We start from the raw sequence: 25,561 nt of genomic DNA, 5'->3' as shown, positions 1-25,561 counted from the left end.
CGCTAAAGTCTTTTGAAACGGCGGGGTTTTTTTAGCGGGCGGAGTTTTTTGGCAGGATTGCCCGCATAGATACCCGCTTGTGTGATATCTTTGGTAACGACACTCCCAGCACCAATCACGACATTATCACAGATTTTTACTGGCAAAATCGTCGCATTGCTCCCGATAGAGACATTATTACCAATATGCGTGCTTTTCCATTCTGCCTCGCTCAGTGATGGGTGTCCTTTTTCAAACAAATCATTAATAAACATCACGCCGTGAGCGATGAAGCAGTCTTTGCCAATGGTTACAAGCGAACAGATAAAACTATGGCTTTGGATACGGGTATTTTCCCCGATAGTAACGTCTTTTTGGATTTCTACAAACGGCCCGATAAAGACATTATCGCCTAGCGTGCAACCATAGAGATTGCACGGGGTGATGATGGAGACATTTTTTCCATAAGCAATGTTTTTTAAATCCGATGGGATAGTTGTCATTAAGATTCCTTTAGAACTTTTATTTTGTCTTCGATGGCTTGGAGGTCATTGCCTAATTTTTCAAGCACGCTGAATATTTTTTTGGCGTGTTTGTCATAGTCTTTGGGGATATTGAGTTGGTAGAGATTTTCGATATTAACGGTGTTTTCCCCGCTTTGTTCGTAGATTTTTTTGAGGGCGTTTTCCCCATCGGTGCGGAAAAAATAGCAATAAAGCCCGATCGCCATTGATTTGTTTTTTGCTCGCAGTGTGATGATACCAGCGTTGGCAACACAACAGCTTTTAAGCTCGCCAAGTAGGGCGATTTTGGGTGAGACACCCCTAAGAGAGAGCAAAATATCATAAGAATGCAAGGCGTATTTTTTGATTTTTGCTTTGTCGCCACGATTTTTTTTGTTTTCAAAAGTTTGCGTCATCCCATAGGGTTTAAAATCTGCAATACCTACATCGTAATACTCGATAGGTTCATCTTTTGGGCTACCATAGACGCGTTGCCCGCGAAAAATCTCTACATCTAGGGATTTGAGGGTGAAAGTATGCCTTGGGGGGAGATTTCTATTGACATAGCTTTGTGCGCGCAAGTCGTGGATTTGGATATTTGAAAGTGGCGTGAGTGTCGAATAGGGTGTTTGGAGTTTTTTCTTGAAAATATTTGCGAGTTCTTCAGTATGCACGAGCCGATTGTATTTGCCATCTTTTTGATAAAAATATTCATTGTTGGCATTGATATGCAAAATATCCTCGTTATTTGGCGAAATCACGAGGATAGAAAATTCGTGATTTTGGTGAGGGAAGATGTTTTTGGGTAGCTCAATGATCGCTTCGATCATTTTTTCTTTGCAGAGGCGCTCACGGAGCTTTTCTTCTAAGGAAGATTTTTGGAGTGTCTGATTGCGGATGATAAACACGCCTCTTTTTTTTAGGTGGGCGAGGGCGTGGGTCAAAAACACCAGTTCGGGATAGTTTTTTACCAAGATCCCCATCTTGCCAAAGCGTTCGTCTTCTTTGAGGTATTCAATGCCCATATGAGCGTATAGCGGGGGATTGCATAGGACTTTGTCGAATTTTTCAAAACCATTTTTTGTTTTGAAAATCGGTTGTTTCAAGATGTCATTGACATAAAGTTTGGTGTCTTTGATTTGGGCGAGTTGGGCGATGAGATGGGCGATATTTGAGAGCTTTTCATCGAGTTCTTCCCCATAGAGTTTGATTGCTTTTGTTGTGTTGCCTATGCTTAAAAACACGCTCCCAATCCCATAGCAGGGATTGTATATCTCATCACCGGGGGCAATATCCAAAAGAGAAATCAAGAGTTGATTGACCTCCGAGGGGGTGGAATAATAATAGAGCTTGTTGGCGGTTTTTTTTTGGGTGATGGTGTGGAGAAATTGCTCGATGATATGGTTGTCTAGCGGGGCTTGATGGATGATTTTGAGGATTTTTGAGATATTGGCATTGGGATTGATTTTGACATAAAAAGAAGGCTTGATGAGGTTTTGGATCAAGGTTTGTAGCTCATTATAAAGCAGATTTTTTTTTGTATCTTTTTCGATGAGATGGGCGAGGGCTGTGGGATTTTGGGTTTTGAGGATAAAGAGTTCTAAAATAATGGATATGGTATCAAGCACATCAATATGGTAGCGTTTCAAATACTCAAAACAATCCAGCAATTTTTTCATCATCAAGCCCCGTTTTCAAATTCCAAGAGATTGGACCATTATTCGTAATCGGGTAATTTTATCATAATCCCTGCGAAAATTGCACTTGGGAATCTTGCGTGGTTTGGCGGATTTGTTTGTGGTAAAATTTATCATTAATTCAAAAAACAAAAAGGATTTATGCGATGTTAGAGATATTCCCAGCAATCGATCTCAAAGAGGGCAAGGCTGTGAGGCTATTTCAAGGCGAGATGGCAAGTGCAAAAATCTATGGAGAAGCCAGCGAATTTGCCAAAAAATTTGAGGATTTGGGCGCAAAGTGGGTGCATATCGTGGATTTGGACGGGGCATTTTGTGGGAAGCCCAAAAATCTCGCCGTCATTGAGAACATTGCCAAAACCTGCCAGCTCAAAATCCAGCTTGGTGGGGGAATACGCGATGAAGACACGATAAAAACATATACCGATATGGGTATTGATCGCTTGATTTTAGGCTCAGTAGCGATGAAAAATCCCGCATTTGTCAAAGAAATGGCAAAAAAATACAAAATCGCTGTGGGGATTGATTCTAAAAATGGCAAAGTTGCTGTCGATGGCTGGGCAAAAACAGGAGAAATAAAAGATCTAGAACTAGCAGAAATGTTTCAAAATAGCGATATTGATGCGATCATTTGCACCGATATTAGCAGAGATGGCGCACTTAGTGGTATCAATGTCGAATGGACGTTGCAGATGGCAAAACATAGCGGGTGTTTTTGTATCGCTAGCGGGGGATTCAAAGACAAAAATGATTTGTATGCTTTAGAGCAAGGGTTGAAAGATAATGCTATGTGTGGCGGGGTTATCATCGGGAAAGCGTATTATGAGGGGCAGGTCGATTTGGGATGGGTATTAAAACGATTTGTATGAATGGTTTTAGAATTTCTTAGCGATTTATGATGGGAACTATGTTATGATTCCAAAAGTCTTCACTAAGAGAAAATATTAATTGAAGTATGATAGCAAATTGTATATTTATTTTTCGAGGAGTAGAAATTGAAATTGCTGGTAGTAGATGATAGTTCCACAATGAGAAGGATTATAAAAAATACGCTTCAGCGATTGGGCTATGAAGATATTTTAGAGGCTGAGCACGGGGTGGAAGCTTGGGGTCTCTTAGATAGTGTTGAAGATATCAAAGTCTTGATAACTGATTGGAATATGCCTGAAATGAACGGGCTTGAGCTTGTCAAAAAAGTGCGTGCAGATAAGCGATACACAGATATTCCTATTATTATGGTTACAACTGAGGGGGGCAAGGCAGAAGTTATCACCGCACTCAAAGCGGGTGTGAATAACTATATCGTCAAGCCTTTCACCCCCCAAGTTTTGAAAGAAAAGCTTGAAGTGGTTTTAGGCACGAATGACTAAAAGAAATGACTAAAGGTTTTTATGCAGGAGCATTATTTTGAAACGCTTATTATCCCGAGTGATTGCGATGAGGTATTTGCTGATTTTTTGATTGAAATCACCCAAGATGCGATCGAGGAGAGGGATATTCATTCAGATGTTTCAAAAATTCTTGATAACCCCATTTATCTTAATATTTCTCAAATCCCTTCCCCCAAAAAAGCTTTGATTGTTTATGGCTCTAGCAGTCCAGAAGATAGTTTGATCCCGGCTTTAAAAGACTTTTGTTCGCAATTATCAACCAGACTAAACCAAAACATCGGCGTTGCCTATGAAAGCAAGATTTGCAAAAATCAAGACTGGATACAAAACTACCAAGCGAGTATCACCCCGATTTGGTGCGGGAGGTTTTATATCCGCCCGAGCTGGTGTGAGCCACCAAAGACGCCTGATGAACTAGCCAATGGGGCGTGCGGGGAAGCGGTGCAAAAATCCCATCAAACGCAAAATCTAGGAGAAGCCAAAAATCCCCAAAAAGTCATAGATATTTTGATCGACCCCGCATTGGCTTTTGGTTCAGGGCATCACGCTAGCACAGCGATGTGTTTGCAAATGCTTTCAGAGATGGATTTATCAGGCAAGGATGTCTTGGATGTGGGCTGTGGGAGCGGGATATTATCCATCGCTGCTAAAAAGCTAGGGGCGAGGGTGCAAATGTGTGATACCGATGTGTTAGCCGTGAAAGAAAGCCAGAAAAATTTTGCACTCAATGCTTTGGAAGTTGATAAGATTTGGGAGGGGTCTATCCAGCAAGCCCCACAAAAATATGACCTCATTATTGCCAATATCCTTGCAGATGTGCTTAAACTGCTCCATCAGGATTTTCTTCACGCCTTAAAGCCTCATTCCGTCTTGATTTTATCGGGTATTTTAGAGGATTATGAATCCTCTGTTTTGGAGACATTCACAGATTTTGAGGTGCTAGAGATTTTACATCTTGATGAGTGGGTAGGGGTAAAACTTACTCAAAAATAATATAATTGACCCTAAAATTCAAAAAACGAGGAAAAGATGGCACAAAACAACAACCAAAATCCCAATAATCCAAACAATAAAAAACCATTCAATCAAAATCCCGTGGTATTGTTTATTATCTTTGTCGTGGTTGCGTTGATTGCTTTTCGTATTATGAGTCCTGAAGATGGCGGATTAGCAGATCGTTTTGGGGCTAGTAGCACAAAAAATATTAATTATTATGATTTTAAACAGCTCATCAAAGACAAAGAAGTCAGCTCTGTAAGTATCGGGCAAACCCTTGTAAAAGCCGTCGGGAAAGGGGCAAATGGGCAAAAAATAATCTATGTTGCCAAAAAGGTCGCTGACCCATCCTTAGTGCCATTGCTCGATGATCAAAAAATCGAATATAGTGGGTTTAGCGAGTCGAATTTCTTTACAGAGATCTTGAGTTGGTTGCTTCCGGTCTTTATCATCTTGGGATTGTGGATGTTTATGGCAAATCGGATGCAAAAAAATATGGGCGGGGGTTTTTTTGGGATGGGAAGCTCCAAAAAGCTCGTGAATGCAGAGAAACCAAAGGTCAAATTTGATGATATGGCAGGCAATGAAGAAGCAAAAGAAGAGGTTGTTGAGATTGTGGATTTTCTCAAATACCCCGATAGATACGCTTCTTTGGGAGCAAAAATCCCCAAAGGTGTTTTGCTCGTAGGGCCTCCGGGCACCGGTAAAACGCTCTTGGCAAAAGCTGTGGCAGGCGAGGCGAATGTGCCGTTTTTTTCAATGAGTGGGAGTAGTTTTATTGAGATGTTTGTCGGGCTTGGGGCAAGTCGGGTGCGGGATTTGTTTGAAATGGCAAAAAAAGAAGCCCCCAGCATTATATTCATCGATGAGATTGATGCGATTGGAAAATCTCGGGCTGCCGGTGGGATGATTAGCGGGAATGATGAGCGGGAGCAAACGCTCAACCAGCTTTTGGCTGAAATGGATGGATTTGGTTCAGAAAACGCCCCTGTCATCGTGCTGGCTGCGACTAATCGACCCGAAGTCCTTGATCCTGCGTTGCTAAGACCGGGGCGATTTGACAGGCAAGTTTTGGTCGATAAACCTGATTTTAACGGCAGGGTCGAGATTTTAAAGGTCCATATCAAATCGGTAAAACTAGCCCGTGATGTCGATTTACAAGAGATTGCCAAGCTCACTGCCGGGCTTGCGGGTGCGGATTTGGCAAATATTATCAATGAAGCAGCACTCCTTGCTGGGAGAGCTAATCAAAAAGAAGTCAGCCAAAAACATCTCAAAGAAGCCGTTGAGCGGGGCATTGCAGGATTAGAGAAAAAGTCTCGCCGTATTTCGCCCAAAGAAAAAAAGATTGTCGCTTATCACGAAAGCGGGCACGCTGTGATCTCGGAAATGACAGAGGGTTCTGCTCGGGTGAATAAAGTTTCTATCATCCCACGAGGGATGGCAGCACTAGGCTATACCCTCAATACCCCCGAAGAAAACAAATACCTAATGCAAAAACACGAACTCATTGCTGAAATCGACGTTTTGCTCGGTGGTCGTGCCGCAGAAGAAGTCTTTTTGGGTGAAATCTCCACAGGGGCAAGCAATGATTTGGAGCGGGCGACAGATATTATCAAATCAATGGTGAGCTATTATGGGATGACAGATGTAAGCGGTTTGATGGTTTTAGAAAAGCCAAGAAATGCGTTTCTTGGTGGGGGCTTGGGGAGTGCGCGCGAATTTAGCGAAAAAACAGCTGAAAATATGGATAATTTCATCAAAAAAACACTCGATGAGCGCTACATTCACGTCAAGCAAACGTTGAGTGATTATCAAGAAGCTATCGAAAAAATGGTCCAAGAATTATTTGAAAAAGAAGTTATTGATGGGGCGAGGGTGCGAGAAATCATCGCTGATTATGAAACCCACAACAATCTACCTACAAGATTGGTCAATATTGAAGAGAACTAAAAAATGACAAGCACGCAAATCATCGCAAAAGAGGGCTATAAGGGAGCAATCGTCCTTTTGGTTTTGTTTTTGGTTTTTTTATGGTTGGACTGGGGATTGCTGATCTTTTTGTCTTTTTTATGCCTACTTTTGTGGCTTTTTGCATTTAGAAATCCCGAAAGACTTCCCGATGATAGGTTTAACCCCATCGTGTTGGCCCCTATTGATGGTAAGATCGAGAAAATTTCTGCACACGCTGATAGGTTACATATTTGTATTGCAGTCGATTGGCTCGATGTGGGGATTATCAGAGCGCCTAGCGATATTGTGAGCTATGAGGTTTGCAAAAAAAGTGGGCTTTTTTTGAGATATTGCCAAGAAGAACTCAAAAATGCCCTCAATACAAAGATAACCTTTTCTTCTCAAGCCCAGCATTGTTTTGAAATGGAGCTTTTTCCTGAAATATTTTCTTCAGCAACGTTTTATGAAAAAACCCATTGCACCATCAATGATCGGATGGGCTTTATGAAGCTGGGTCGCTTGGAGCTTCGATTCCCCGCAAAGCTTTTGGACATCAAGGTCAATATTGGTGATAAAATCAAAGGCGGACAAACTTTAATAGGATATATCAAATGAATATCAACCCGTTATACGCACTCCCAAACCTCTTTACGGCTGGGAGCATTTTTTTGGGCGTTGTGAGTATTATGTTTTCTTCCAATGCGATGTTTGAGTGGTCTTGTTGGTTGATTATAGCTTCGATGGTTTTAGATGGGCTTGATGGGCGAGTAGCGAGGATGACACGCACCACCAGCAAGTTTGGCGTGGAGTTTGATTCGCTTGCAGATGTCATTGCTTTTGGTGTTGCCCCTGCGATGTTATTGTATTTTTATATCGGTGGGGAATATGGCAGGTATGGCGTTATCGTGTCGGCTTTGTTTGTTATTTTTGGTGCGATCCGATTGGCACGATTTAATATCGCCACCCCCGATGCGGAACCAAACTCTTTTATCGGCTTGCCTATCCCATCAGCAGCTGTTTTGGTCGTGTTGTGGATACTCATTGACATCCAGTATGGCATTTTTGGTGTGGAATACGGCTATGTGATACTCATAGCCACCTTTGTTTTGAGTATCTTGATGGTGAGCAATATCCGCTACCCGAGCTTTAAAAAAATCAAATGGAATCTGAAATCTTTCGTGATACTTTTGATTTTTCTAGCGATTGCGTTCCTCAGACCTCGCGAGGTTTTAAGTATTTGTATGACATTTTATGCCCTTTATGGGATTTTGCGTTGGTTATTTTTGATTGGCAAAATGTTTGTTAAAAAAATTTAAAATTATTCATCTTAAATCAAAGCCGTATTTAAGAAAATAAAAGATACACTTGAAAAATCTAGGAGTGAGTCCAAAACAAGGCAAATCAATGAGAATCTGTATGCAAATCACGTATCATTGTAGCAAGAAAATTCACTCCACCCTCCTTCTGGGCTTTTAGTAGCCTCACCCTTATACCCAATAAATTACCTATATTCACCATAAAAAATAAACTAAAGGATAACTAATGTCTGAAATGATTAAGATTTTTGATACCACATTGCGAGATGGCGAGCAAAGCCCGGGTGCTTCGATGAATATCGAAGAAAAGATAAAAGTCGCCAAACAACTTGAGAGATTGGGCGTTGATGTGATTGAAGCGGGGTTTGCCGCTTCGAGCCCGGGAGATTTTGAAGCGATTGAGAGGATTTCACAAGTCATAAAAACAAGCACGATTTGTTCTTTGTGCCGTGCGGTTGAAAAAGACATTTGGAGTGCAGCCCAAGCCCTCAAATCCGCTCAATCCAAACGGCTTCATATTTTTATCGCTACTTCTAATATCCATATGGAATACAAGCTAAAAATGAAGCCTGATGAGGTTATCAAACGTGCGGTGAATGCCATCGCTTATGCCAAGACATTAGCGAGCGATATCCAGTTTAGCTGTGAGGACGCTTCACGGAGTGATATGGGCTTTTTGAAAGAAATCCTTACTGCCGTAGTCGAGGCTGGGGCAACCACGCTAAATCTCCCCGATACCGTTGGCTATGCTTTGCCAGAAGAAATGGGAAAAATCATCGCTGAATTTTCGTATTTGACCCAACAAGGCATTGTTTTGTCCGTGCATTGCCACGATGATTTGGGCTTGGCAGTGGCAAATTCCATCGCTGGGGTTCAAAATGGTGCGAGGCAGGTTGAATGCACCATCAATGCACTAGGGGAGCGTGGGGGCAATACCGCACTTGAAGAAGTGGTGATGATTTTAAAAACCAGAAAAGAGCTTTTTAATGGCTTGGATACAAGGATCACAACCCAAGAAATCTACCCGACCTCCAAGCTTGTAGCTGATGTTACCGGTATCAAACCCCAGCCAAATAAAGCTATCGTAGGGCAAAATGCCTTTGCTCACGAAAGCGGTATCCATCAAGATGGTATGCTCAAAAATCCCCAAACCTATGAGATCATCAAGCCTGCTGATGTGGGGATTATCCAAAATAACACATTGGTGCTTGGCAAGCATTCAGGCAGAGCGGCCTTTAGGGATAAGATAAAATCGCTAGGATTTAGCGTAGATGATGAGGAGCTCAACAAGGCATTTGAGAGGTTTAAGGTCCTTTGTGATAGCAAAAAACAAGTCTTTGATGATGATATTCGTGCGATTTTAAACGAAGAAACCACGCATATACCGCAAGTTTTTGCCCTTGAGCTCACCCAAATCAGTGCGAGTTCTGCAGGTAAATATTGTGCGGTTGTGAGTATCACCAAAGATGGCGTTGCCTATAGCGATTGTGCGTTGGGTAATGGCAGTGTCGATAGTATCCTCAAAAGTATCGATCGTATCACAGGAATCACAGGCAATCTCAAAGATTATCAGGTCGAATCTGTCAGTAGTGGGAAAGACGCATTAGCAAAGGTGGTCGTGCGGGTGGTGTTTGAAGCGAATAAACCTGCGATTATGGGACACGGCATTGATCTTGATACGATGAGTGCCACAGCAAAAGCGTATGTATCTGCCCTCAATAGTTATTTGAGTATGAAAGATTTGCTAAAATCATCTCCTAAGGAAAATACCTAAACTAAATCTTGGCTGTGAAGCCAAAAAGCAAAAATGGGGTGATGATGAAAACGGAGAGATTTATTATCGAGGGGATGAGCTGTGCGGCGTGTTCTAGTGGTATTGAGCGGGCAGTGGGGCGAAAGGAATTTGTTTGTAGTATCGAGGTAAATCTCCTTTCAAAAACGGCAAAAATCACTTATGATGAGACACAAGGCAGTTTAGAAGATGTGTTTGCTCATATTGCCAAGATGGGCTATGCCGCAAGCCTGCTGCCAGAAAATCGATGGAATGGGGAAAATCGAGAGAATCCACAAGATTTACAAACCCGATTTACAAACTCACCCCAAGCAAAAAAAGGATTTTTGCCATTTTTGTTCCTGCCATTTTCATCGTCATTTTTGACCCCCAAAATAAAAGTGATTTTCTCGATTGTTTTTACGCTCGGGGTTCTTTATTTATCGATGTTTGCGATGTTTTTTCCCCATCTGGTCCCAGAAATTTTGCAAGACCCCAAAACCAATGGGGTTTTGCAGTTGCTTTTTACGCTGGTGGTAATGCATATGGGGCGTGATTTTTATTTTAGGGGTATAGGCACGCTTATAGGCAGACATCCCAATATGGACACCCTCATCACTATCGGCACCGGCAGTGCGTTTATTTATAGCCTGTATTTGCTTATCAAGCTATTTATCGGGGTAGATGGGGTTAGCACTAGGCATTATGATGGGTTTTATTTTGAGAGCGTGTGTGTGATTATTGTTTTTGTGTTGCTCGGCAAGATGATTGAAGAGCGTTCAAAAATTCGTTCAAACGATGCGATAAAACGCCTCGTGTCTTGTGTGAGTCAAACGGCTTTAAAAATTCAAGCCACCAAAGGAAATGGCGCAAAAGGGGATGAGGTATTAGAAATCCCAAGCGATACGATTGTCGCAGGGGATATTATCAAGGTGCTTCCCGGAAGCCATATCCCTGTTGATGGGATCATCACGCAAGGTGAGGCGAATATCGATGAATCAATGCTAACGGGTGAAGCGTTGCCGGTATGGAAGCGTTTGGGTCAAGCGGTGTATTCTGGGACTATCAACACCGATAGGGCGTTTTTGATGCGGGCTTTAAAATCAAGCAAAGACAGCACGCTTTATAGGATTATTGAGATGATTGAAAATGCTCAAGGGAGCAAAGCACCCATTGCTAGGATTGCTGATAGGGTTTCGGCAATTTTTGTGCCTATCGTGATGATTATTGCAACATTAGCAGGGATTTTTTGGTGGGGGCAACTTGGGGATTTTGGTTTTGCTTTAGAGATTTTTGTTTCGGTGTTGGTGATTTCTTGCCCGTGCGCATTGGGTCTTGCTACACCAATGGCGATTATGGTAGGGGGCGGTAGGGCAGCTGATGGGGGTATATTTTTCAAAAATGCCAAATCACTAGAAAATACCCAGAAAGTTACTGCGGTGGTGTTTGATAAAACTGGCACCTTGAGTGTTGGTGCGCCCGTGCTAGATGAGATCGTGGTTTTTGATACGAGCAAAACCAAAGAAGACATCATCGCACTTGCAAGTGGTGTGGAACTCGGTAGCGAGCATATCATCGCCAAATCCATCGTCAAATACGCTAAGGAACACCATATCGAGCCTGAGGTTGGCAAAGATTTTGAGGCAAAATCAGGCTATGGTATCACAGCTACGATCGGGCAAAAACGTATCAAGCTTGGCAATGAAGAAAGTTTTTGTTTTGAAAACCCCGCTGTTTCCCATCAGGTTGCTAGAATTACCCAAACCGATGGTATCGTTGTTTTGGTGGGCGAAACTGGGACCACAGAAATGACAACTCAAGATACAAAAAACCAAGACAGGCTTTTGGGTGCTATCATCCTCAAAGACGCCCTCAAACCCCATACCAAAAAAACCATCGCTACCATCAAGGCGATGGGGCTAAAAACCATCCTTTTGAGTGGCGATAAAATGTCTAATGTCCAGACAATCGCTGATGAGCTTGAAGTCGATGAGGCGATCGCACACGCTAAGCCCAATGACAAGCTCGAAAAAATCCAATCCCTAAAAAATCAAAACGAAATCGTGATGATGGTAGGCGATGGGATGAATGACGCCCCTGCGTTGGCTTTGGCTGATATTTCCCTAGCGATGGGAAAAGGGAGCGATGTGAGTATCCAAGCGAGTGATATTGTCGCATTTAACGATGATATCCGATCGGTCATTAATGCGATTTCTCTGAGCCGTGCAACGATAAAAAATATCAAAGAAAATCTATTCTGGGCTTTTTGCTATAATGTGGTTTCCATACCCTTAGCCTGTGGGGTTGCCTATGGGGCGGGCATTTTACTCAACCCAATGATCGCTTCTTTGGCGATGAGTTTGAGTAGCCTTAGCGTTGTTTTTAATGCCCAAAGGCTAAGAGGTTTTAGATTCAAGGAGTAAAAATGCAAAAAGAATTTCGTGTTCTTGGGATGAGTTGTTCTCATTGTGTTGATAAGATAGAAAAATTTATCGGGGAAATTGATGGGGTCAGCCATATCGATGTCGATTTGGACCAAAAAATCGTTAGCGTTAGCTTCCAGGCCCCTGCTAGTGAAAAAGCCATCATTGAAGCCATCGGTGATGCCGGATATGAAGTCGATCAATGAAGCGGTTTTTGAGAAGATTTTTGCCTTATGTTAGAGATTATTATGTTTATTTTTTTATTGCGTTTTTAGCAACGATCCTCACCGCTGTTTGCACGGCTTGGGGCACTTATTTGGTCAAGCCGGTTTTGGATGATATTTTTATCAAAAAAGACACGCAAATGCTGGTGATATTGCCATTTTTGGTTGTCGCTGCCTATCTAGGAAAAAGCTTAGGGATGTATATCCAGACGTATTTTATGAGTTATATTGGTTTGGATATTGTCAGAAAGATTCGCGATCAAATGTTAGGGCATCTCTTGAAATTAGAGATGGAATTTTTCAATAAAATGCGCAGTGGGGAGCTGATCGCTCGCATAACGAATGATATTGGCTTGATCCGAGCGAGTGTGTCAAACTATCTGGCTGAATTTGTGCGTGAGCTACTCACGGTTATTTGCCTCATTGGTGTGGTGATTTATCAAAGCCCCAAGCTCGCAGTCGTCGGTCTTGTGATTATGCCATTGGCGATCTACCCGCTTTCTCGGATTATCAAAAAAATCAAAAAAATATCCCGTCTCAATCAGGAAAAAAATTCTGATATTACCGCAAAACTTTCTGAGATATTTAACAATATCGAAATCATCAAGGCGAGCAATGGCGAAAAATTGGAAAATAAAAATTTCAATGAAGAAAATTACAAATTTTTTAGATTAGGGCTGAAAGGCACGATAATTGGGCAATTATCTTCACCTTTGATGGAGTTTTTGGGTTCGATTGCCATCGCATTTGTGATTTATCTCGGCGGGAGCGAGGTGATTGCAGGCAGAATGACAGCGGGAGCATTTTTTTCATTTATCACCGCACTTTTTATGCTCTACACACCCATCAAGCGTTTGGTAGGTATCGCTTCTGCGTGGCAAGAAGCATTGGTGGCTGGGGATAGGATATTTGAAATCTTAGATAAAAAGCCCAGTATTAATGATGGCAACAAACACCTCAAGCCTCCTGTCCAGTCCATTGCTATTGAAAATGTTTCTTTGCATTATAGTGGCACACCGGCTTTAAATGGCGTGAGTTTGGAGATTTTCAAAAATCAAATCGTGGCATTTGTGGGAAAAAGCGGGAGTGGGAAAAGCTCGCTAGTGAATTTGATGTTGCGTCTTTATGAGCCTAGCGGGGGGAAGATCTGTATCAATGGCGTTGAGCTGGGCGATTATACCCAAGAAAGCGTGCGTGATAATGTCGCTATCGTAACGCAGAGGATTTTTATATTCAATGATAGTATCGCTGCTAATGTCGCTTATGGCAAACAAATCGATGAAGAAAAGGTCATCACTAGTCTCAAAAAAGCCCAAGCGTGGGATTTTGTATCCTCGCTTCCTGATGGCATTGATACGATATTAGATGAGTTTGGGGCAAATCTTAGTGGCGGGCAACGCCAAAGGATTGCGATTGCTCGGGCGATTTACAAAAATCCTGAGGTTTTGATTCTTGATGAGGCAACTTCAGCCCTTGATGCCAAAACAGAAGAAGCCATCAAAAATACGATCGCTACTATCAGGGAGGATAAAATCATCATTTTGATTGCCCATCGCCCCAGCACTATCGAGCTTGCCGATAAGGTTTATCATTTTGAAGATGGCAAGATCGTGCGGGTTTCTTAACGTTTCTTGGCATTTTTCAAGTTTTTGAATATTTTTAAAAGCGCTTGGGTGCTGGTGGATGGGAATTTGTTTAGGTGGGATTCAAGAAAAACCTATTAAAATGCGAAAATTTTATTTTAAAGACAAAAAATAATGAAGTTTCACCTCAATTTGGATACCTTTGTCATCTCAGATACGCATTTTGGGCATAAAGCTGTCTTGAAAAAAGAGCCCTTACGCCACCAAGTTGCCAAGCAAAATGGATTCAAGGATTTTGATACTTATAGTGTCTCATCGTGGAATGCCGTCGTGGGCAAAAATGACAATATCTTGCATTTAGGGGATTTGTATTTCAAAGATGGTTGGCGATACCTTTTGGAGCTTTCGGGCAACAAACGCCTACTGGTAGGGAATAATGACTTGAAAAAATATACCCGCTTAGAGGATTTTGATGATTGGAGTATTTGCAAAAAAATCAAGCTCAAGATAGAAAATAAGAAAAAAATCCTTAAAAAACTAGCAACCAAATGGGGCAAAGACGCTCTAAAAGATGAATTACTCAATGCGATTGTTATTGATTTGGCTACCGAACGGATAATGTTTAGCCATTTTCCCGTGATGGATAGAAAGAAAAACGATCGCTATGCCTTTACACGGGATGTGCTTGATGATTTATACAAGATGTGTGATTGCTCGCTCAATATCCACGGGCATACGCATTCCAAAAACACCAAAAACCCTTTTTGTCTCAATGTTAGTGCGGAGAATATTGGATTTGTGCCTCTGAGGATTGCTGATGTGCTTTCACTGCGCCCGTAAGCTTATTTTTTGAGACTGATTTTGGAGGCTGGTTTTTGGGGCTTTTGGAAAGCAATCTATAAAGGTTAGAATTTGCAGGGCAAATCCTAAGACCATTCCAAGAAGCTTTGCCTCCAAAAAGCGGTCTTCAGATTCAGTTTAAAGAACTGAATTGAGTAAAAACCTATGAAACTGGGTTGATGACGTGCAAAGCACGGAATAACCCAATAACTTTAGGAATGGAGCAGAGTTTCACTCTGCGGAATGGTCTTCAGGTTTGATTTGTCAAACCGAGTTTGTATAATAAAAACCTTAGAAACTTATTTCCAATACCCAAGCAACGCTTGGGTATGAAATGGTTACTTTAGGAGCGTTTGGGGGCTTTGCCTCCAAAAAGCGGTCTCCAGATTCACAACGTGAATCGAATAAAAAAATGACAAAAGGCAATCGATGGAATTTCCAAAACATACCAGCTTAGAAATACTAGCACAAATAGGCGTGGCGGGATTTTTGATTTCGCTTGTGAGTTCTTTGATAGTGATTTTTCTATCAAAAAAATTCCGCATTTTTATCGACACCGCCGATAGTGCCAAGCCCCAAAGATTCCATTTCGCCCCCACACCACGATCAGGGGGTATTGGCATATTTTTGAGTTTCGTTTTGGTGGGCTTAGCAGGATTGGAGCACACGCCCGCAAGCCTCTATTTTCTTGCTGGGCTAGCGATTATTTTTTTTAGCGGTTTGATGGAGGATTTTTCTGCCTCGCTTAGCCCCAAAGCCCGGCTTTTTATCCAGCTAGTAGGCGTGGGCGTAGGCGTGTTTGGGATGGGCGTGGTTATCACCGACCTTTCCCCTGTCGTTATTTTGCCCTATGGGGTGGGGGTTGCTTTTAGTCTTTTTGGGATTGTAGGGGTTTGTAATGCCATCAATATCATCGATGGCTTCAACGGCTTGGCTGGGGGGATTTGTGCGATGGCGTTTGTCGCTATTGGCATTGCGGGAGCGGGCGATATGTTTGTTTTGTGGGTTTGTGTCGTCGGGCTTGGGGCGACATTGGGTTTTTTGGCACTAAATTTTCCCAAAGGCAAGATATTCTTGGGCGATGGCGGGGCGTATATGCTTGGATTCATCCTAGCGATTTTGCTCGCAATCCTCTCACAAAGCGATAGGGGAATTTCGGCTTGGTTTGGGCTTTTGGTGATGATTTATCCTGTGTGGGAGGTGGTATTTTCTATCATTCGCAGGAGGCTTCAAAAACAATCTGCAATGCAACCTGATGGCAAGCACCTCCATACGCTTATCTATCAAAAGGTTCAAGACAACCCGCTCACCGCCGTTTTGATATGGCTTTTGAATCTCCCTTTTATGGTGCTTGCAGTGGTTTTTATGCACGAAGCGTGGGTGCTTATCGGGCTTTGTGGTGTTTTTGTGGTGGTGTATAGCGGGATTTATTTTGTTTTGAGTGCTTCTATTAAATAAACTCGGTTTGCCTTTTTGGCAAACCTGAAGACCGGCTCATCTATTTTTTACTCGATTCAGTTTTTAGAAACTGAATCTGAAGACCATTCCGCAGAGTGAAACTCTGCTCCATTCCTAAAGCTTAGGGTTATTCCCAGCTACCGCTGGTCATCAACCCAGTTTCTAAGGTTTTTAAATCCTATCCACTAGCAAACCAAAGCCAACTACGCCCTGTCATCTGACCTACTAAGGGGGCGTGCAGGGGGAGGCGGGGTTAAGGGGGAAACGGGGGGCGCTTCGCAAGTCAGCCCCCCATTCCCCCTTCTAGCTAGTATAAGAAACAATAATTAGCGGTAAGGCTATGAAAAAATAAACAATGCGGTTTTAAAACATTATGTTTTACTCGGTTTGTTAAAACAAACCTGAAAACCACTGCGGGCAGTAAAACCCGCTTTTGTCGTATGCTATGCTCCTTAAGGTCGCATAAACGCATCGCCGTGCGGAGCTACCAAAGCCAAGCAGTTGGCTTTTTTAACGCTCCTCCTCCTAAAGTAATCATCTCACACTTGGATGGGTGGGTCAAAACCAGAGGCTGTGCGTTCGAGATAAATTTCTAAGGTTTTTTCCTGGCAATGATGATATAAAAATAGCATAAAAAAAGAGCGATTTAGCTGTGGTATAATCCGTTCCAGAATGAAAAAGGAGTTCTGTTGGAAGCGCAGATAAAAGAAGAAATCGCATATCTTAGGACATTTATCAGTATTTTTATTGTGGCTTTATTTGGTATGGTAAGTTATTTTTTTGTAAATTTTGATAGGTTAAGCATTTTTAAGATAATCATTATTGTTAGTGCTATGGTTGCTTTAACGCTTATCGTTATTTATTTTCATAGGTCGATAATCAACAAAATCAAAAGTCTAGGGGGTTTATGATGGTATTGAATGCAATCATTTTTATAATTATGCTGGTGATGGTTTTTGGGTTGATTGCTTATATCGGGTTTGATTTATCAAAAGACCATAAGTAAAATTACTAGAATATTATTGCCTTGATTTGTGTTGTTTTTACTTGGTTTTCATTATGTTTTACTCGATTCAGTTTGAAAAACTGAATCTAAAGACCACTCCGCAAGATGTGAAATCTTGCTTCGCTCCTAAAGAATAGGGTTATAACGGCGTGCGTTGCACTTCGTTATCAACCCAGTTTTATAGGTTTTTACTCAATTCAGTTCTTTAAACTGAATCTGAAGACCGCTTGCACGGGTAAAACCCGTGTTCGCTCCTAAAGTAATCATCTCGTCAGCCAAGCGGAGCTTGTGCGTTCGAGATAAGTTTCATAGGTTTGAAGTCTGGAATTGCTATCAAGCCAAATCCAGCTACGCTTTGTCATCGTATCCATTCAGGGAGCTAGCGGGTAAATTTTTCTATCAAGCCCGGGCTATTCTTCGGCAAATAGCTCCGTGCTAAGATACCGCTCCGCAGTATCACACAGCATTGTAACGATATTTTTACCCGGGAATCTCTTAGCAAGTTGCGTGGCTGCCCATAGGTTTGCTCCTGAAGAAATCCCTATCAAGATACCTTCAGATTTTGCTGCTTCAGAAACAAAGGCATAAGCGTCTTGAGTCTCCACCTGCAAAACCTCCTCATAAAGGCTTGTATTGAGGATTTTTGGGACAAAACCCGCACCAATGCCCTGAATCTTGTGCGCTCCGGGCTTGCCACCAGAAAGCACAGGCGAGAGGGTCGGCTCTAAGGCAAACAGCTTGGCATTAGGATTTCGTTCCTTGAGCACTTCACCCACGCCGGTGAGTGTCCCACCCGTCCCAACACCCGCAACAAAAACATCAATCTCGCCATCTAACGCCTCGATGATTTCTTTTGCTGTGGTCTCCCGATGGGCTTTGAGATTGTCAGGATTTTGAAACTGCTGCAAAATAAATGAATCCTCAATCTCATCAGCAAGCTCAAATGCCCTTTGCGCAGCCCCGCTCATCCCTTTTGCCGGATCGGTAAGCTCAATATGCGCACCTAGCATTGCCATCAATTTACGGCGTTCCACGCTCATTGAAGCGGGCATTGTCAATACCAGCTTTATCCCCAAAGACGCACATACAGAAGCCATACCAATGCCTGTATTCCCGCTTGTAGGTTCGATCAAAACGGTGCTAAGGCTGATGCGTTTTTCTTCCAAAGCATTTTTAATCATATACCAAGCAATCCTGTCTTTTACCGAGCTGTTGGGATTGATAAACTCGCATTTCCCAAAGATATTCGCCCCATATTTCGCAGAAATTTTTCGCAATTCCAAAAGTGGCGTATTGCCAATCATATCCAATACCGATCGTGCCGTTTTCATTTTTTACCTCACTCTTAAATCTTTTCCACACTAAGGATAAAATTATTTCTCAATTCTATTAATAATTTTATCTAAAACTATAATAAATCAATATTAAGCAATGCCTAACCATTCCAGAAAACAATCGGCATTATTGATTTCTAACAATCAAACTCGGGGGTAATCCAAAATAAGCTATCAGCGCTTCTTCTTTATCGCGATGTTCGCCCGTGTCGTTTTCGTGATCATAACCCAAAAGGTGCAAAATCCCGTGGATAAGCAACAAAGCAATCTCAAACTCCACGCAATGCCCGAGTTTTTTTGCCATCCTTTTTGCCATATCGACATTAATCACCACACTGCCTAATGGCAAATCCACCCCAACAATCCCCATATCCGAAAATGGGAAGCTTAGCACATCGGTGGTTTTATTTTTCGCACGAAATGTTTTGTTTAGCTCCAAAACCTCCTCATCACCTGCAAGCACAAGCTCGATGTCTTTGGGGCTTAGATGATGGGCGATTTGATTAAAAAGTTCGCCATCAAAAATGTCTTGGGTTTGGTTGCTGATTTCTAGCATTTCATTCCATTGATATGATTTGTTGGTAATACAAACTGCGTGTTCGCATCCAAAATAAGTGCTATAATTTAACCCTAAAATCAGATTTTATTCAAGGAATGTTTATGGTTGATTATGGAATCAAATTCTGGTCAAGTGATGATTTTATTATCGATGATGGTGTCGTCAAGGTCAATCACAAAAATAAGCCCGCTATCATCGACATCGTTAGCGAAGTCAGAGAAAAAGGCTACAAAGGTCCTTTGCTTATAAGGTTCCCGCACCTCATCCAAAAACAAATCGAAAAAATATTTTCTACATTCAAGCATTCCATTCAAGAATACAAATACAAAGGCAAATTTAAAGCTGTTTTTCCCCTCAAGGTCAATCAAATGCCTAATTTTGTCCTACCACTAGTCGCCTGCAGTCAAGACCAATGCTACGGGCTTGAAGCCGGGAGCAAATCCGAACTCATCGTTGCGATGGCTTATACCAACAAAAATTCCCCCATCACGGTCAATGGCTTCAAAGACAAAGAAATGATTAGTCTGGGTTTTATCGCTGCGAATATGGGACACGACATCACGCTTACCATTGAGGGGCTAAACGAGCTTGAAACCATCATCGAAGTCGCCAAAGAAATGGGTGCTCCCTACCCAAAAATCGGGCTACGTATCCGATTGCATAGCACAGGGACAGGCATATGGGCAAAAAGCGGGGGGATTAATTCAAAATTTGGGCTCACCAGCACCGAACTGCTTGAAGCGATGAAATTGCTTGAAGATTCCAAGCTTTTAGGGCAATTTAGTATGATCCATTTCCATATTGGTAGCCAAATCAGCGATATTTCCCCGCTAAAAAAAGCGATTCGTGAGGTGGGCAATATCTATGCAGAACTCCGTAAGATGGGGGCAAAAAACCTCACGTGTGTCAATATCGGCGGGGGATTGGCTGTAGAATACACCCAGCACGAAGGCAACAATAACCGCAACTACACGCTGAGCGAATTTAGCGGGGATGTGGTGTTTTTGCTCAAAGAAATCGTCAAAAACAAAAAAGAACTCGAGCCGGATATTTTCATCGAATCTGGGCGGTTTATCTCTGCAAATCACGCTGTTCTCATTGCCCCAGTGCTGGAGTTGTTTTCGCAAGAATATGATGAAAAAGCCCTCAAACTCAAAGAAAAAAACCCGCCCCTTATTGAGGAAATGCTCGATTTGTATCAAAGTATGTGCGAAAAAAATGCCATCGAATACCTCCACGATAGCTTCGATCATATGGAATCCTTGCTCACACTCTTTGATCTAGGTTATATCGATCTGCAAGACAGGAGCAACACAGAGGTTTTGGTCCATCTTATCATCAAAAAAGTCATCAAACTCCTCAAGCATAAAAATCACAATGACATCATCCGTATCCAAGAACAAGTCCAAGAACGCTATTTGCTGAATTGTTCATTTTTCCAGAGTTTGCCCGATTATTGGGGCTTGGGGCAAAATTTTCCGGTAATGCCCCTTGATAGGCTCAATCGCCGCCCCACACGCAGTGCGAGCCTGTGGGATATTACCTGTGATAGCGATGGGGAGATTGCGTTTGATTCGAGTAAGCCATTATTTTTGCACGATGTTGATGTTACCAAAGAAGAATATTTCTTGGGATTTTTCCTTGTGGGGGCGTATCAGGAGGTGCTTGGAATGCGGCACAATCTTTTCACCCACCCGACAGAATTTAGCGTGGTGTTTGATGATGACCTCAACAAAGGCTATGCGATTGAAAACCTCCTAGAAGCCCAAACCATCCTAGATGTGCTTGATGACTTGGATTATGACACCAAAGAAATCGAGCGAATCCTCAAACAAAGAATCGAGGACAATCAAGACATCGATGAAGAAACCAAAAAAGAAGTCTTGGGGCAACTCTATATTATGCTAAGCGAAAATGGCTATCTGCGAACCATCGCAAACGGCGAAAAAAACTAAATGGCACAGACAAAAGAACCCCAAACCAGAGGAAATAAACAAATCAGCCTGTTTGGTCTCATCAAAGAAGATTTTAGCGTCCCTTTGAAAAAAGACCCGGCTATCCATTCAAAAATCGAGCTTTTTTTCAACTACCCCGGATTGCTTGCTATCGTGCATTATCGTATCGCGCACAAACTCCATCTATGGGGGTTCAAGGTGTTTGCACGGCTTTTGATGGGATTTACGCAATTCCTCACCAACATCGACATCCACCCTGCTTGCAAGATTGGGCGGCGGGTGTTTATCGATCACGGCATTGGCGTGGTGATTGGCGAGACAGCTGAGGTCGGCGATGATGTTACGATTTATCAAGGCGTGAGCTTAGGCGGGGTGAGCTTGGAAAAGGTCAAACGCCACCCCACACTCCAAAATGGCGTCGTCGTGGGGGCGGGTGCCAAGGTATTGGGCAATATTACCATCGGGGAAAATGCAAAAATCGGTGCGAACTCCGTAGTCATCAAAGATGTCCCAGCCGGTGCAACGGCGGTGGGGATTCCTGCACGTATGCTTAGCAAAGACAAATCCAAAGAAGAAAACACGCCCATTCAAAAACTCCCCGACATCGATAAAGAGCTTTTCAAATGCCTCATCAAAAAAATCAGCTTGCTAGAACAAACCATCAGGGAGCAATCCGCACAGACCGACCCAAAAACCACCGGAAGTATCGAAAATATCGAAGAAGACACCGAACTTCAAAATCTCTTGAAAACTTTATAATCTTACCACCCCCTTAGTGGGCGAGGTGACAAGGCGTAGCGGGCTGGGTTTGTAGGTAGATTAGGATTTCCAAACCTTAGAAACTTTGCCCGCCCGCCCCAAGTTGATGACCAGCGGTAGCTGGGAATAACCCCATACTTTAGGAACGAAAACGGGTTTTACCCAAACCAACACCTTTAAAACCTATCTCGAACGCACAAGCGTAGCTTGGCTGATGAGATGATTGCTTTAGGAGGAGGAGCGTTAAGTCAAAGACAACTGCTTGTCTTTGGTAGCTCCGCACGGCGATGCGTTTATGCTCCGATAGGAGCATAGCATACGACAAAAGCGGGCTTTGCCTTGCGTAGCGGTCTTCAGATTTGGATTTTAAAATCCAAACCGAGTAAAAAAACAATGAATACCGATAAATCAAATCTAAAGCAAGCCTGTGTATTCAAGATAAATTTCTAAGGTTTGTTTTTAGAATCTAAGAATCTAATTTCCAAAACTGATTTTTAGCCCGTTTTTATCTACGCCAATGGTTGCTTTCCCGCCATTTTTGAGCGTGCCAAATAATATTTCATCGCTAAGTTTGTGTTTGATCTCATTGTCGATGATTTTGCGGATTTCTCTTGCACCCAGCGCATTTTCAATGCTCCGTGAAGCAATGTTTTGCAAGGCTTTTGGTTGTATTTGCAGTGTGATATTTTTTTCTTTGAGTTGGGCGTTGAGTTCGCCAATGATTTTTTTGGCGATTTTTTCAAATTCAGCCTTGCCAAGCGGATAAAATGGAATCACCCCATCAAGGCGGCTACGAAATTCAGGGGTAAAAATATTTTTCAAAGCATCGTGATGTTTGTTGTGTTTCTCGCCATAACCGCTACCAAACCCCAAGGGATTGCTAGCAGTGCTACCAGCATTTGATGTCATAATCAAAATCACATTTTTAAAATCAGCAACATTGCCCCCATTGTCTGTCAAGCTCGCACTATCCATTATCTGCAAGAGAATGTTATAAATATCAGGATGGGCTTTTTCAATCTCATCAAGCAACAAAACACAATGGGGGTGCTTTTTGATCGCATCAATAAGTAGCCCGCCTTGCTCAAATCCCACATACCCTGCAGGCGCACCGATGAGCCTAGAGACGCTGTGGGCTTCCATATATTCACTCATATCAAATTTCTCAAAATGCAGTCCTAGCACATTGGAAAGCTCCCTGCTAAGCTCGGTTTTGCCCACCCCACTAGGCCCTATGAACAAAAAGCTCCCAATCGGGCGATGGGGCGTCCCCAAGCCGGCTTTGTTGGCTTTGATAGCTTGGGTGAGCGCATCAATGGCGCTATCTTGAGAAAATATTTTTGATTTGAGTTTTGTCGCGAGGTTTTTTAACAACCCTCTTTCATCGCTACTGACTTGTGATTTGGGGATATTCACATTTTTTGAGATGATATTTTCTATGTCTTGTTTGTAGATGATATGGGGCTTTTTGCTGGCTTTGTTGGTGGCGTGATTTTTATAATCAGTGTGGATTTTTTTGTTTGCTCCCACCTCATCCATCAAATCGATTGCCTTATCAGGCAGGAATTTATCACTGATGTAGCGACTAGAGAGATCGACACAAGCCTTGAGCGCTTCAGGGGTGTAGCTGATGGCGTGGTAAGCCTCATAAATAGGGGCTAAACCCGCAATGATCTGGTAGCACGCCTCTAGGCTAGGTTCATTGACTTCGATTTTTGAAAAACGCCGTGAGAGGGCTTTGTCTTTGTCAAAATGGTTTTTGTATTCGCTAAATGTCGTCGCTCCAATGCACCTAAGCGAGCCATTAGCAAGCATTGGTTTGAGTAGGTTGGAAGCATCGAGACTGCCTCCTGATGTCGCCCCAGCGCCTACGATGGTATGGATTTCATCGATAAAAAGCACCGCTTGGGGGATCTGCTCGATTTCTGCAAGCACGCCTTTGAGGCGTTTTTCAAAATCCCCGCGGTATTTGCTCCCTGCGACCATACTGCCCAAATCCAGTGCGAATATTTGGCAATTATGCAGGGCTTCGGGGGCATTTTTTTGGGCGATTTCACGGGCGATCCCTTCGGCTATCGCAGTTTTTCCTACGCCGGGTTCGCCCACAAGGATCGGGTTATTTTTTTTGCGACGGCAAAGGATTTCGCTTACACGTGTGATTTCATTTTCTCTGCCAATCACAGGGTCAATCTTGCCAGCTTTTGCCAGCTCGATGAGGTTTTTGCTGTATTTTTTGAGATAATCGCTACTTTGGTTGGGTTTGGTGCAGGTGCTTTCTTCAGAACTTTGGGTTTGTGATTTGTTTTCTTCGGCAATTTTTTCAAGAATATCCAAACGGCTGATCCCTTGAGACAAAATGAGCTTGGTCGCATAGCTGTTTTCTTCTTGCAGGATAAAAGCGAGCAAATCACCGACTTCTAGGACTTTTTGATTGGCATTTGCAGCGTGTTCGATCATTGAGCTAAAGACCCGATCGAGTGCGGGGGTTTGCGAGGGGAGGGAAATCTCTTGATTGTTAGAAGCGGGGATATAATTACTCAAATAAAGGCGAATGATCTTTTCCATCAAAAAGACATCCGCACCACAAGATCGCAACAGCTCCTCGCCCTTTTGGTTGCTTAGCATTGCCAAAAAAAGATGTTCAATGGTAAGTATCTCGTGCTTCATCTCTCTGGCAGTCTCAACAGCGTCGTTGATGGTTTGGGTGAGGTTTGGGCTGATGAGGTGGTTCAAATTTTCTCCTAGTTGAGGTCTTGGGTGATGATTTTTAAGGGGAAGCCATTTTTTTGCGCCCGTTGTTTGGCGATTTTGGCTTTGAATTCAGCGATGTCATAAGGATACACCCCGCACATCCCGCTGCCGTTTTTATGCACGCTCAACATCACTTCAGTAGCTTCGTTGTAGGATTTTTCAAAAACATCCATCAGGATTTTGATGACAAACTCCATCGTTGTATAATCATCATTGAGCAAAATCACTTTGGACATTTTGGGTTCTTGCAAAAAAAGCTCAATTTCTGCTTGCGTGTTGATTTGTGCCATTAAAAAATCCCCAACATATTTTCATTGATTGCCTATAATTTTACCAAATTTTATTAACTAGTAAAGGCGGGTTTTGAAGACATTATTTATCAGTGCGACAGGCACAAACATCGGCAAGACTTACACAGCGGGCTTGTTAAGTCATTATTGCAATCAACAAGGTATCAAAACCCTTGTTGCTAAGCCCATTGAGACAGGGTGGGTAGGGTCAAGTGATTTGGTTGGCGGTAATAGCACGCCCGATGCGATTATCCATCTAAATGCCGCCCAAAAAGCTGGGATTGATGTGGGCTTAGAGGATGTGAATTTTTATCGCTATGGCTTGCCGGCTTCGCCATTTGTTGCCCAAATGCACCAGCCCCAAGCCCCAAAAGTCGATTTTGAATTTATCGCAAAAAAGATTATGGCGTTGCAAAAGAAATGTGATTTTGTGATTATCGAAGGAGCTGGTGGGCTTTTGGTGCCTATTGGCACGGGGGATAATATGTTTGATTTAGCCCAATATTTGGGGTCTCATCTGTTGCTTGTGAGTAGCGATCGGCTCGGGATGCTTAATGATTTGCTTTTGAATAAGGCATTTTTGGATTCAAAAGGATTTCCTTGCACATATGCTATCAATGTGCGTGATGAGGAGAGCTATAAAGAGATTAGCCAGCCGTATATCGAATATCTCAATGCGATTTCACAGAAGCGAATCCACCAACTCCAAACCGATATGTCTCTGATTGCTTCAGAAGTGCTTTCTTTTTGTAAGATTTGATTGTTTATAAGTG

Annotated in this window: 21 protein-coding genes; 15 read left to right on the top strand and 6 right to left on the bottom strand. The window is 42.6% G+C overall.

Annotated features, from left to right (window positions below):
- Nucleotides 1-2: 2 nt before the first annotated feature.
- Both BJI48_RS01840 and BJI48_RS01835 read right to left on the bottom strand, forming a co-directional pair.
- The gene (locus tag BJI48_RS01840) at nucleotides 3-482 is read right to left on the bottom strand and encodes an acyltransferase (protein WP_095331256.1); all 480 of its coding nucleotides are present in this window, start codon (nucleotides 480-482) and stop codon (nucleotides 3-5) included.
- Nucleotides 482-2,164 (bottom strand): N-6 DNA methylase, encoded by a 1,683-nt coding sequence (locus BJI48_RS01835; RefSeq protein ID WP_257874348.1) that lies wholly within the window; start codon nucleotides 2,162-2,164, stop codon nucleotides 482-484. Before BJI48_RS01835 ends, BJI48_RS01840 begins: the two co-directional genes overlap by 1 nt.
- 161 nt (nucleotides 2,165-2,325) lie before the next feature.
- Between BJI48_RS01835 and hisA the strand changes: the two genes are divergently transcribed.
- From hisA to BJI48_RS01775, 12 genes are all read left to right on the top strand, one after another.
- A complete protein-coding gene (gene hisA, locus BJI48_RS01830) occupies nucleotides 2,326-3,048 on the top strand; it encodes a 1-(5-phosphoribosyl)-5-[(5-phosphoribosylamino)methylideneamino]imidazole-4-carboxamide isomerase (RefSeq protein ID WP_095331252.1) in 723 nt (240 codons plus the stop codon).
- A gap of 126 nt (nucleotides 3,049-3,174) precedes the next feature.
- The gene (locus BJI48_RS01825; protein WP_095331250.1) at nucleotides 3,175-3,549 is read left to right on the top strand and encodes a chemotaxis response regulator CheY; all 375 of its coding nucleotides are present in this window, start codon (nucleotides 3,175-3,177) and stop codon (nucleotides 3,547-3,549) included.
- Nucleotides 3,550-3,570: 21 nt separating this feature from the next.
- Nucleotides 3,571-4,563, top strand: a complete 993-nt coding sequence (locus BJI48_RS01820) for a 50S ribosomal protein L11 methyltransferase (protein ID WP_095331248.1) — start codon at nucleotides 3,571-3,573, stop codon at nucleotides 4,561-4,563.
- Between the two features lie 36 nt (nucleotides 4,564-4,599).
- Nucleotides 4,600-6,519, top strand: a complete 1,920-nt coding sequence (ftsH, locus tag BJI48_RS01815; RefSeq protein ID WP_095331246.1) for an ATP-dependent zinc metalloprotease FtsH — start codon at nucleotides 4,600-4,602, stop codon at nucleotides 6,517-6,519.
- A gap of 3 nt (nucleotides 6,520-6,522) precedes the next feature.
- On the top strand, nucleotides 6,523-7,134 hold the full coding sequence (locus tag BJI48_RS01810; RefSeq protein ID WP_095331244.1) for a phosphatidylserine decarboxylase: 612 nt from the start codon (nucleotides 6,523-6,525) through the stop codon (nucleotides 7,132-7,134).
- Nucleotides 7,131-7,835, top strand: a complete 705-nt coding sequence (gene pssA / locus BJI48_RS01805; RefSeq protein WP_095331242.1) for a CDP-diacylglycerol--serine O-phosphatidyltransferase — start codon at nucleotides 7,131-7,133, stop codon at nucleotides 7,833-7,835. Before BJI48_RS01810 ends, pssA begins: the two co-directional genes overlap by 4 nt.
- A gap of 226 nt (nucleotides 7,836-8,061) precedes the next feature.
- Nucleotides 8,062-9,609: a 2-isopropylmalate synthase gene (locus BJI48_RS01800; protein ID WP_095331240.1), complete on the top strand. Its 1,548-nt coding sequence runs from the start codon at nucleotides 8,062-8,064 to the stop codon at nucleotides 9,607-9,609.
- Nucleotides 9,610-9,653: 44 nt separating this feature from the next.
- A complete protein-coding gene (locus BJI48_RS01795; protein ID WP_095331536.1) occupies nucleotides 9,654-12,029 on the top strand; it encodes a heavy metal translocating P-type ATPase in 2,376 nt (791 codons plus the stop codon).
- Nucleotides 12,030-12,031: 2 nt separating this feature from the next.
- A complete protein-coding gene (locus BJI48_RS01790; protein WP_095331238.1) occupies nucleotides 12,032-12,235 on the top strand; it encodes a copper ion binding protein in 204 nt (67 codons plus the stop codon).
- Nucleotides 12,232-13,878 carry an ABC transporter ATP-binding protein gene (locus BJI48_RS01785; RefSeq protein ID WP_095331236.1) on the top strand — a complete coding sequence of 549 codons (1,647 nt, stop codon included), beginning with the start codon at nucleotides 12,232-12,234 and terminating at the stop codon, nucleotides 13,876-13,878. The genes BJI48_RS01790 and BJI48_RS01785 overlap by 4 nt, the downstream gene beginning before the upstream one ends.
- A 132-nt stretch (nucleotides 13,879-14,010) precedes the next feature.
- Nucleotides 14,011-14,676 (top strand): metallophosphoesterase, encoded by a 666-nt coding sequence (locus BJI48_RS01780; RefSeq protein WP_095331234.1) that lies wholly within the window; start codon nucleotides 14,011-14,013, stop codon nucleotides 14,674-14,676.
- 429 nt (nucleotides 14,677-15,105) lie between these two features.
- Complete coding sequence (locus BJI48_RS01775; protein ID WP_095331232.1) at nucleotides 15,106-16,134, top strand: MraY family glycosyltransferase; 1,029 nt, start codon at nucleotides 15,106-15,108, stop codon at nucleotides 16,132-16,134.
- Between the two features lie 1,416 nt (nucleotides 16,135-17,550).
- Here BJI48_RS01775 and cysK read toward each other — a convergent pair.
- Nucleotides 17,551-18,471, bottom strand: a complete 921-nt coding sequence (gene cysK / locus BJI48_RS01765; protein WP_095331227.1) for a cysteine synthase A — start codon at nucleotides 18,469-18,471, stop codon at nucleotides 17,551-17,553.
- Between the two features lie 130 nt (nucleotides 18,472-18,601).
- Entirely contained in the window at nucleotides 18,602-19,030 is a 429-nt protein-coding gene (ybeY, locus tag BJI48_RS01760; protein WP_095331225.1) for an rRNA maturation RNase YbeY, read from the bottom strand.
- Between the two features lie 104 nt (nucleotides 19,031-19,134).
- On the opposite strand from ybeY, the gene speA reads away from it, so the two are divergent.
- Nucleotides 19,135-20,988: an arginine decarboxylase gene (gene speA / locus BJI48_RS01755; RefSeq protein WP_095331223.1), complete on the top strand. Its 1,854-nt coding sequence runs from the start codon at nucleotides 19,135-19,137 to the stop codon at nucleotides 20,986-20,988.
- Nucleotides 20,989-21,747 carry a serine O-acetyltransferase gene (gene cysE / locus BJI48_RS01750; RefSeq protein WP_095331221.1) on the top strand — a complete coding sequence of 253 codons (759 nt, stop codon included), beginning with the start codon at nucleotides 20,989-20,991 and terminating at the stop codon, nucleotides 21,745-21,747. It abuts the gene before it with no gap.
- Nucleotides 21,748-22,221: 474 nt separating this feature from the next.
- Here cysE and BJI48_RS01745 read toward each other — a convergent pair whose 3' ends face one another.
- The gene (locus tag BJI48_RS01745) at nucleotides 22,222-24,480 is read right to left on the bottom strand and encodes an AAA family ATPase (protein ID WP_257874347.1); all 2,259 of its coding nucleotides are present in this window, start codon (nucleotides 24,478-24,480) and stop codon (nucleotides 22,222-22,224) included.
- Nucleotides 24,481-24,488: 8 nt separating this feature from the next.
- Nucleotides 24,489-24,788: an ATP-dependent Clp protease adaptor ClpS gene (locus BJI48_RS01740; protein WP_095331219.1), complete on the bottom strand. Its 300-nt coding sequence runs from the start codon at nucleotides 24,786-24,788 to the stop codon at nucleotides 24,489-24,491.
- A gap of 73 nt (nucleotides 24,789-24,861) precedes the next feature.
- Here BJI48_RS01740 and bioD point away from each other — a divergent pair, with 73 nt between their 5' ends.
- A complete protein-coding gene (bioD, locus tag BJI48_RS01735) occupies nucleotides 24,862-25,548 on the top strand; it encodes a dethiobiotin synthase (protein ID WP_095331217.1) in 687 nt (228 codons plus the stop codon).
- Nucleotides 25,549-25,561: the final 13 nt, after the last annotated feature.

The organism is Helicobacter sp. 11S02596-1, assembly GCF_002272825.1.
Classification (GTDB): Bacteria; Campylobacterota; Campylobacteria; order Campylobacterales; family Helicobacteraceae; genus Helicobacter_J.
The sequence above is the reverse complement of the archived record's forward strand: the minus strand, read 5'-3'. Positions and strand labels throughout refer to the sequence as shown.

Excerpts from the sequence above, each read along its gene's own strand:
- BJI48_RS01800 (WP_095331240.1), top strand. The coding sequence starts at position 8,062 with ATGTCTGAAATGATTAAGATTTTTGATACCACATTGCGAGATGGCGAG.
- hisA (WP_095331252.1), top strand. The coding sequence starts at position 2,326 with ATGTTAGAGATATTCCCAGCAATCGATCTCAAAGAGGGCAAGGCTGTG.
- BJI48_RS01840 (WP_095331256.1), bottom strand. The coding sequence starts at position 482 with ATGACAACTATCCCATCGGATTTAAAAAACATTGCTTATGGAAAAAAT.
- speA (WP_095331223.1), top strand. The coding sequence starts at position 19,135 with ATGGTTGATTATGGAATCAAATTCTGGTCAAGTGATGATTTTATTATC.
- BJI48_RS01820 (WP_095331248.1), top strand. The coding sequence starts at position 3,571 with ATGCAGGAGCATTATTTTGAAACGCTTATTATCCCGAGTGATTGCGAT.
- BJI48_RS01810 (WP_095331244.1), top strand. The coding sequence starts at position 6,523 with ATGACAAGCACGCAAATCATCGCAAAAGAGGGCTATAAGGGAGCAATC.
- BJI48_RS01835 (WP_257874348.1), bottom strand. The coding sequence starts at position 2,164 with ATGATGAAAAAATTGCTGGATTGTTTTGAGTATTTGAAACGCTACCAT.
- cysE (WP_095331221.1), top strand. The coding sequence starts at position 20,989 with ATGGCACAGACAAAAGAACCCCAAACCAGAGGAAATAAACAAATCAGC.
- BJI48_RS01795 (WP_095331536.1), top strand. The coding sequence starts at position 9,654 with ATGAAAACGGAGAGATTTATTATCGAGGGGATGAGCTGTGCGGCGTGT.
- BJI48_RS01785 (WP_095331236.1), top strand. The coding sequence starts at position 12,232 with ATGAAGCGGTTTTTGAGAAGATTTTTGCCTTATGTTAGAGATTATTAT.
- pssA (WP_095331242.1), top strand. The coding sequence starts at position 7,131 with ATGAATATCAACCCGTTATACGCACTCCCAAACCTCTTTACGGCTGGG.
- BJI48_RS01740 (WP_095331219.1), bottom strand. The coding sequence starts at position 24,788 with ATGGCACAAATCAACACGCAAGCAGAAATTGAGCTTTTTTTGCAAGAA.
- BJI48_RS01780 (WP_095331234.1), top strand. The coding sequence starts at position 14,011 with ATGAAGTTTCACCTCAATTTGGATACCTTTGTCATCTCAGATACGCAT.
- cysK (WP_095331227.1), bottom strand. The coding sequence starts at position 18,471 with ATGAAAACGGCACGATCGGTATTGGATATGATTGGCAATACGCCACTT.
- ftsH (WP_095331246.1), top strand. The coding sequence starts at position 4,600 with ATGGCACAAAACAACAACCAAAATCCCAATAATCCAAACAATAAAAAA.
- BJI48_RS01790 (WP_095331238.1), top strand. The coding sequence starts at position 12,032 with ATGCAAAAAGAATTTCGTGTTCTTGGGATGAGTTGTTCTCATTGTGTT.
- BJI48_RS01775 (WP_095331232.1), top strand. The coding sequence starts at position 15,106 with ATGGAATTTCCAAAACATACCAGCTTAGAAATACTAGCACAAATAGGC.
- ybeY (WP_095331225.1), bottom strand. The coding sequence starts at position 19,030 with ATGCTAGAAATCAGCAACCAAACCCAAGACATTTTTGATGGCGAACTT.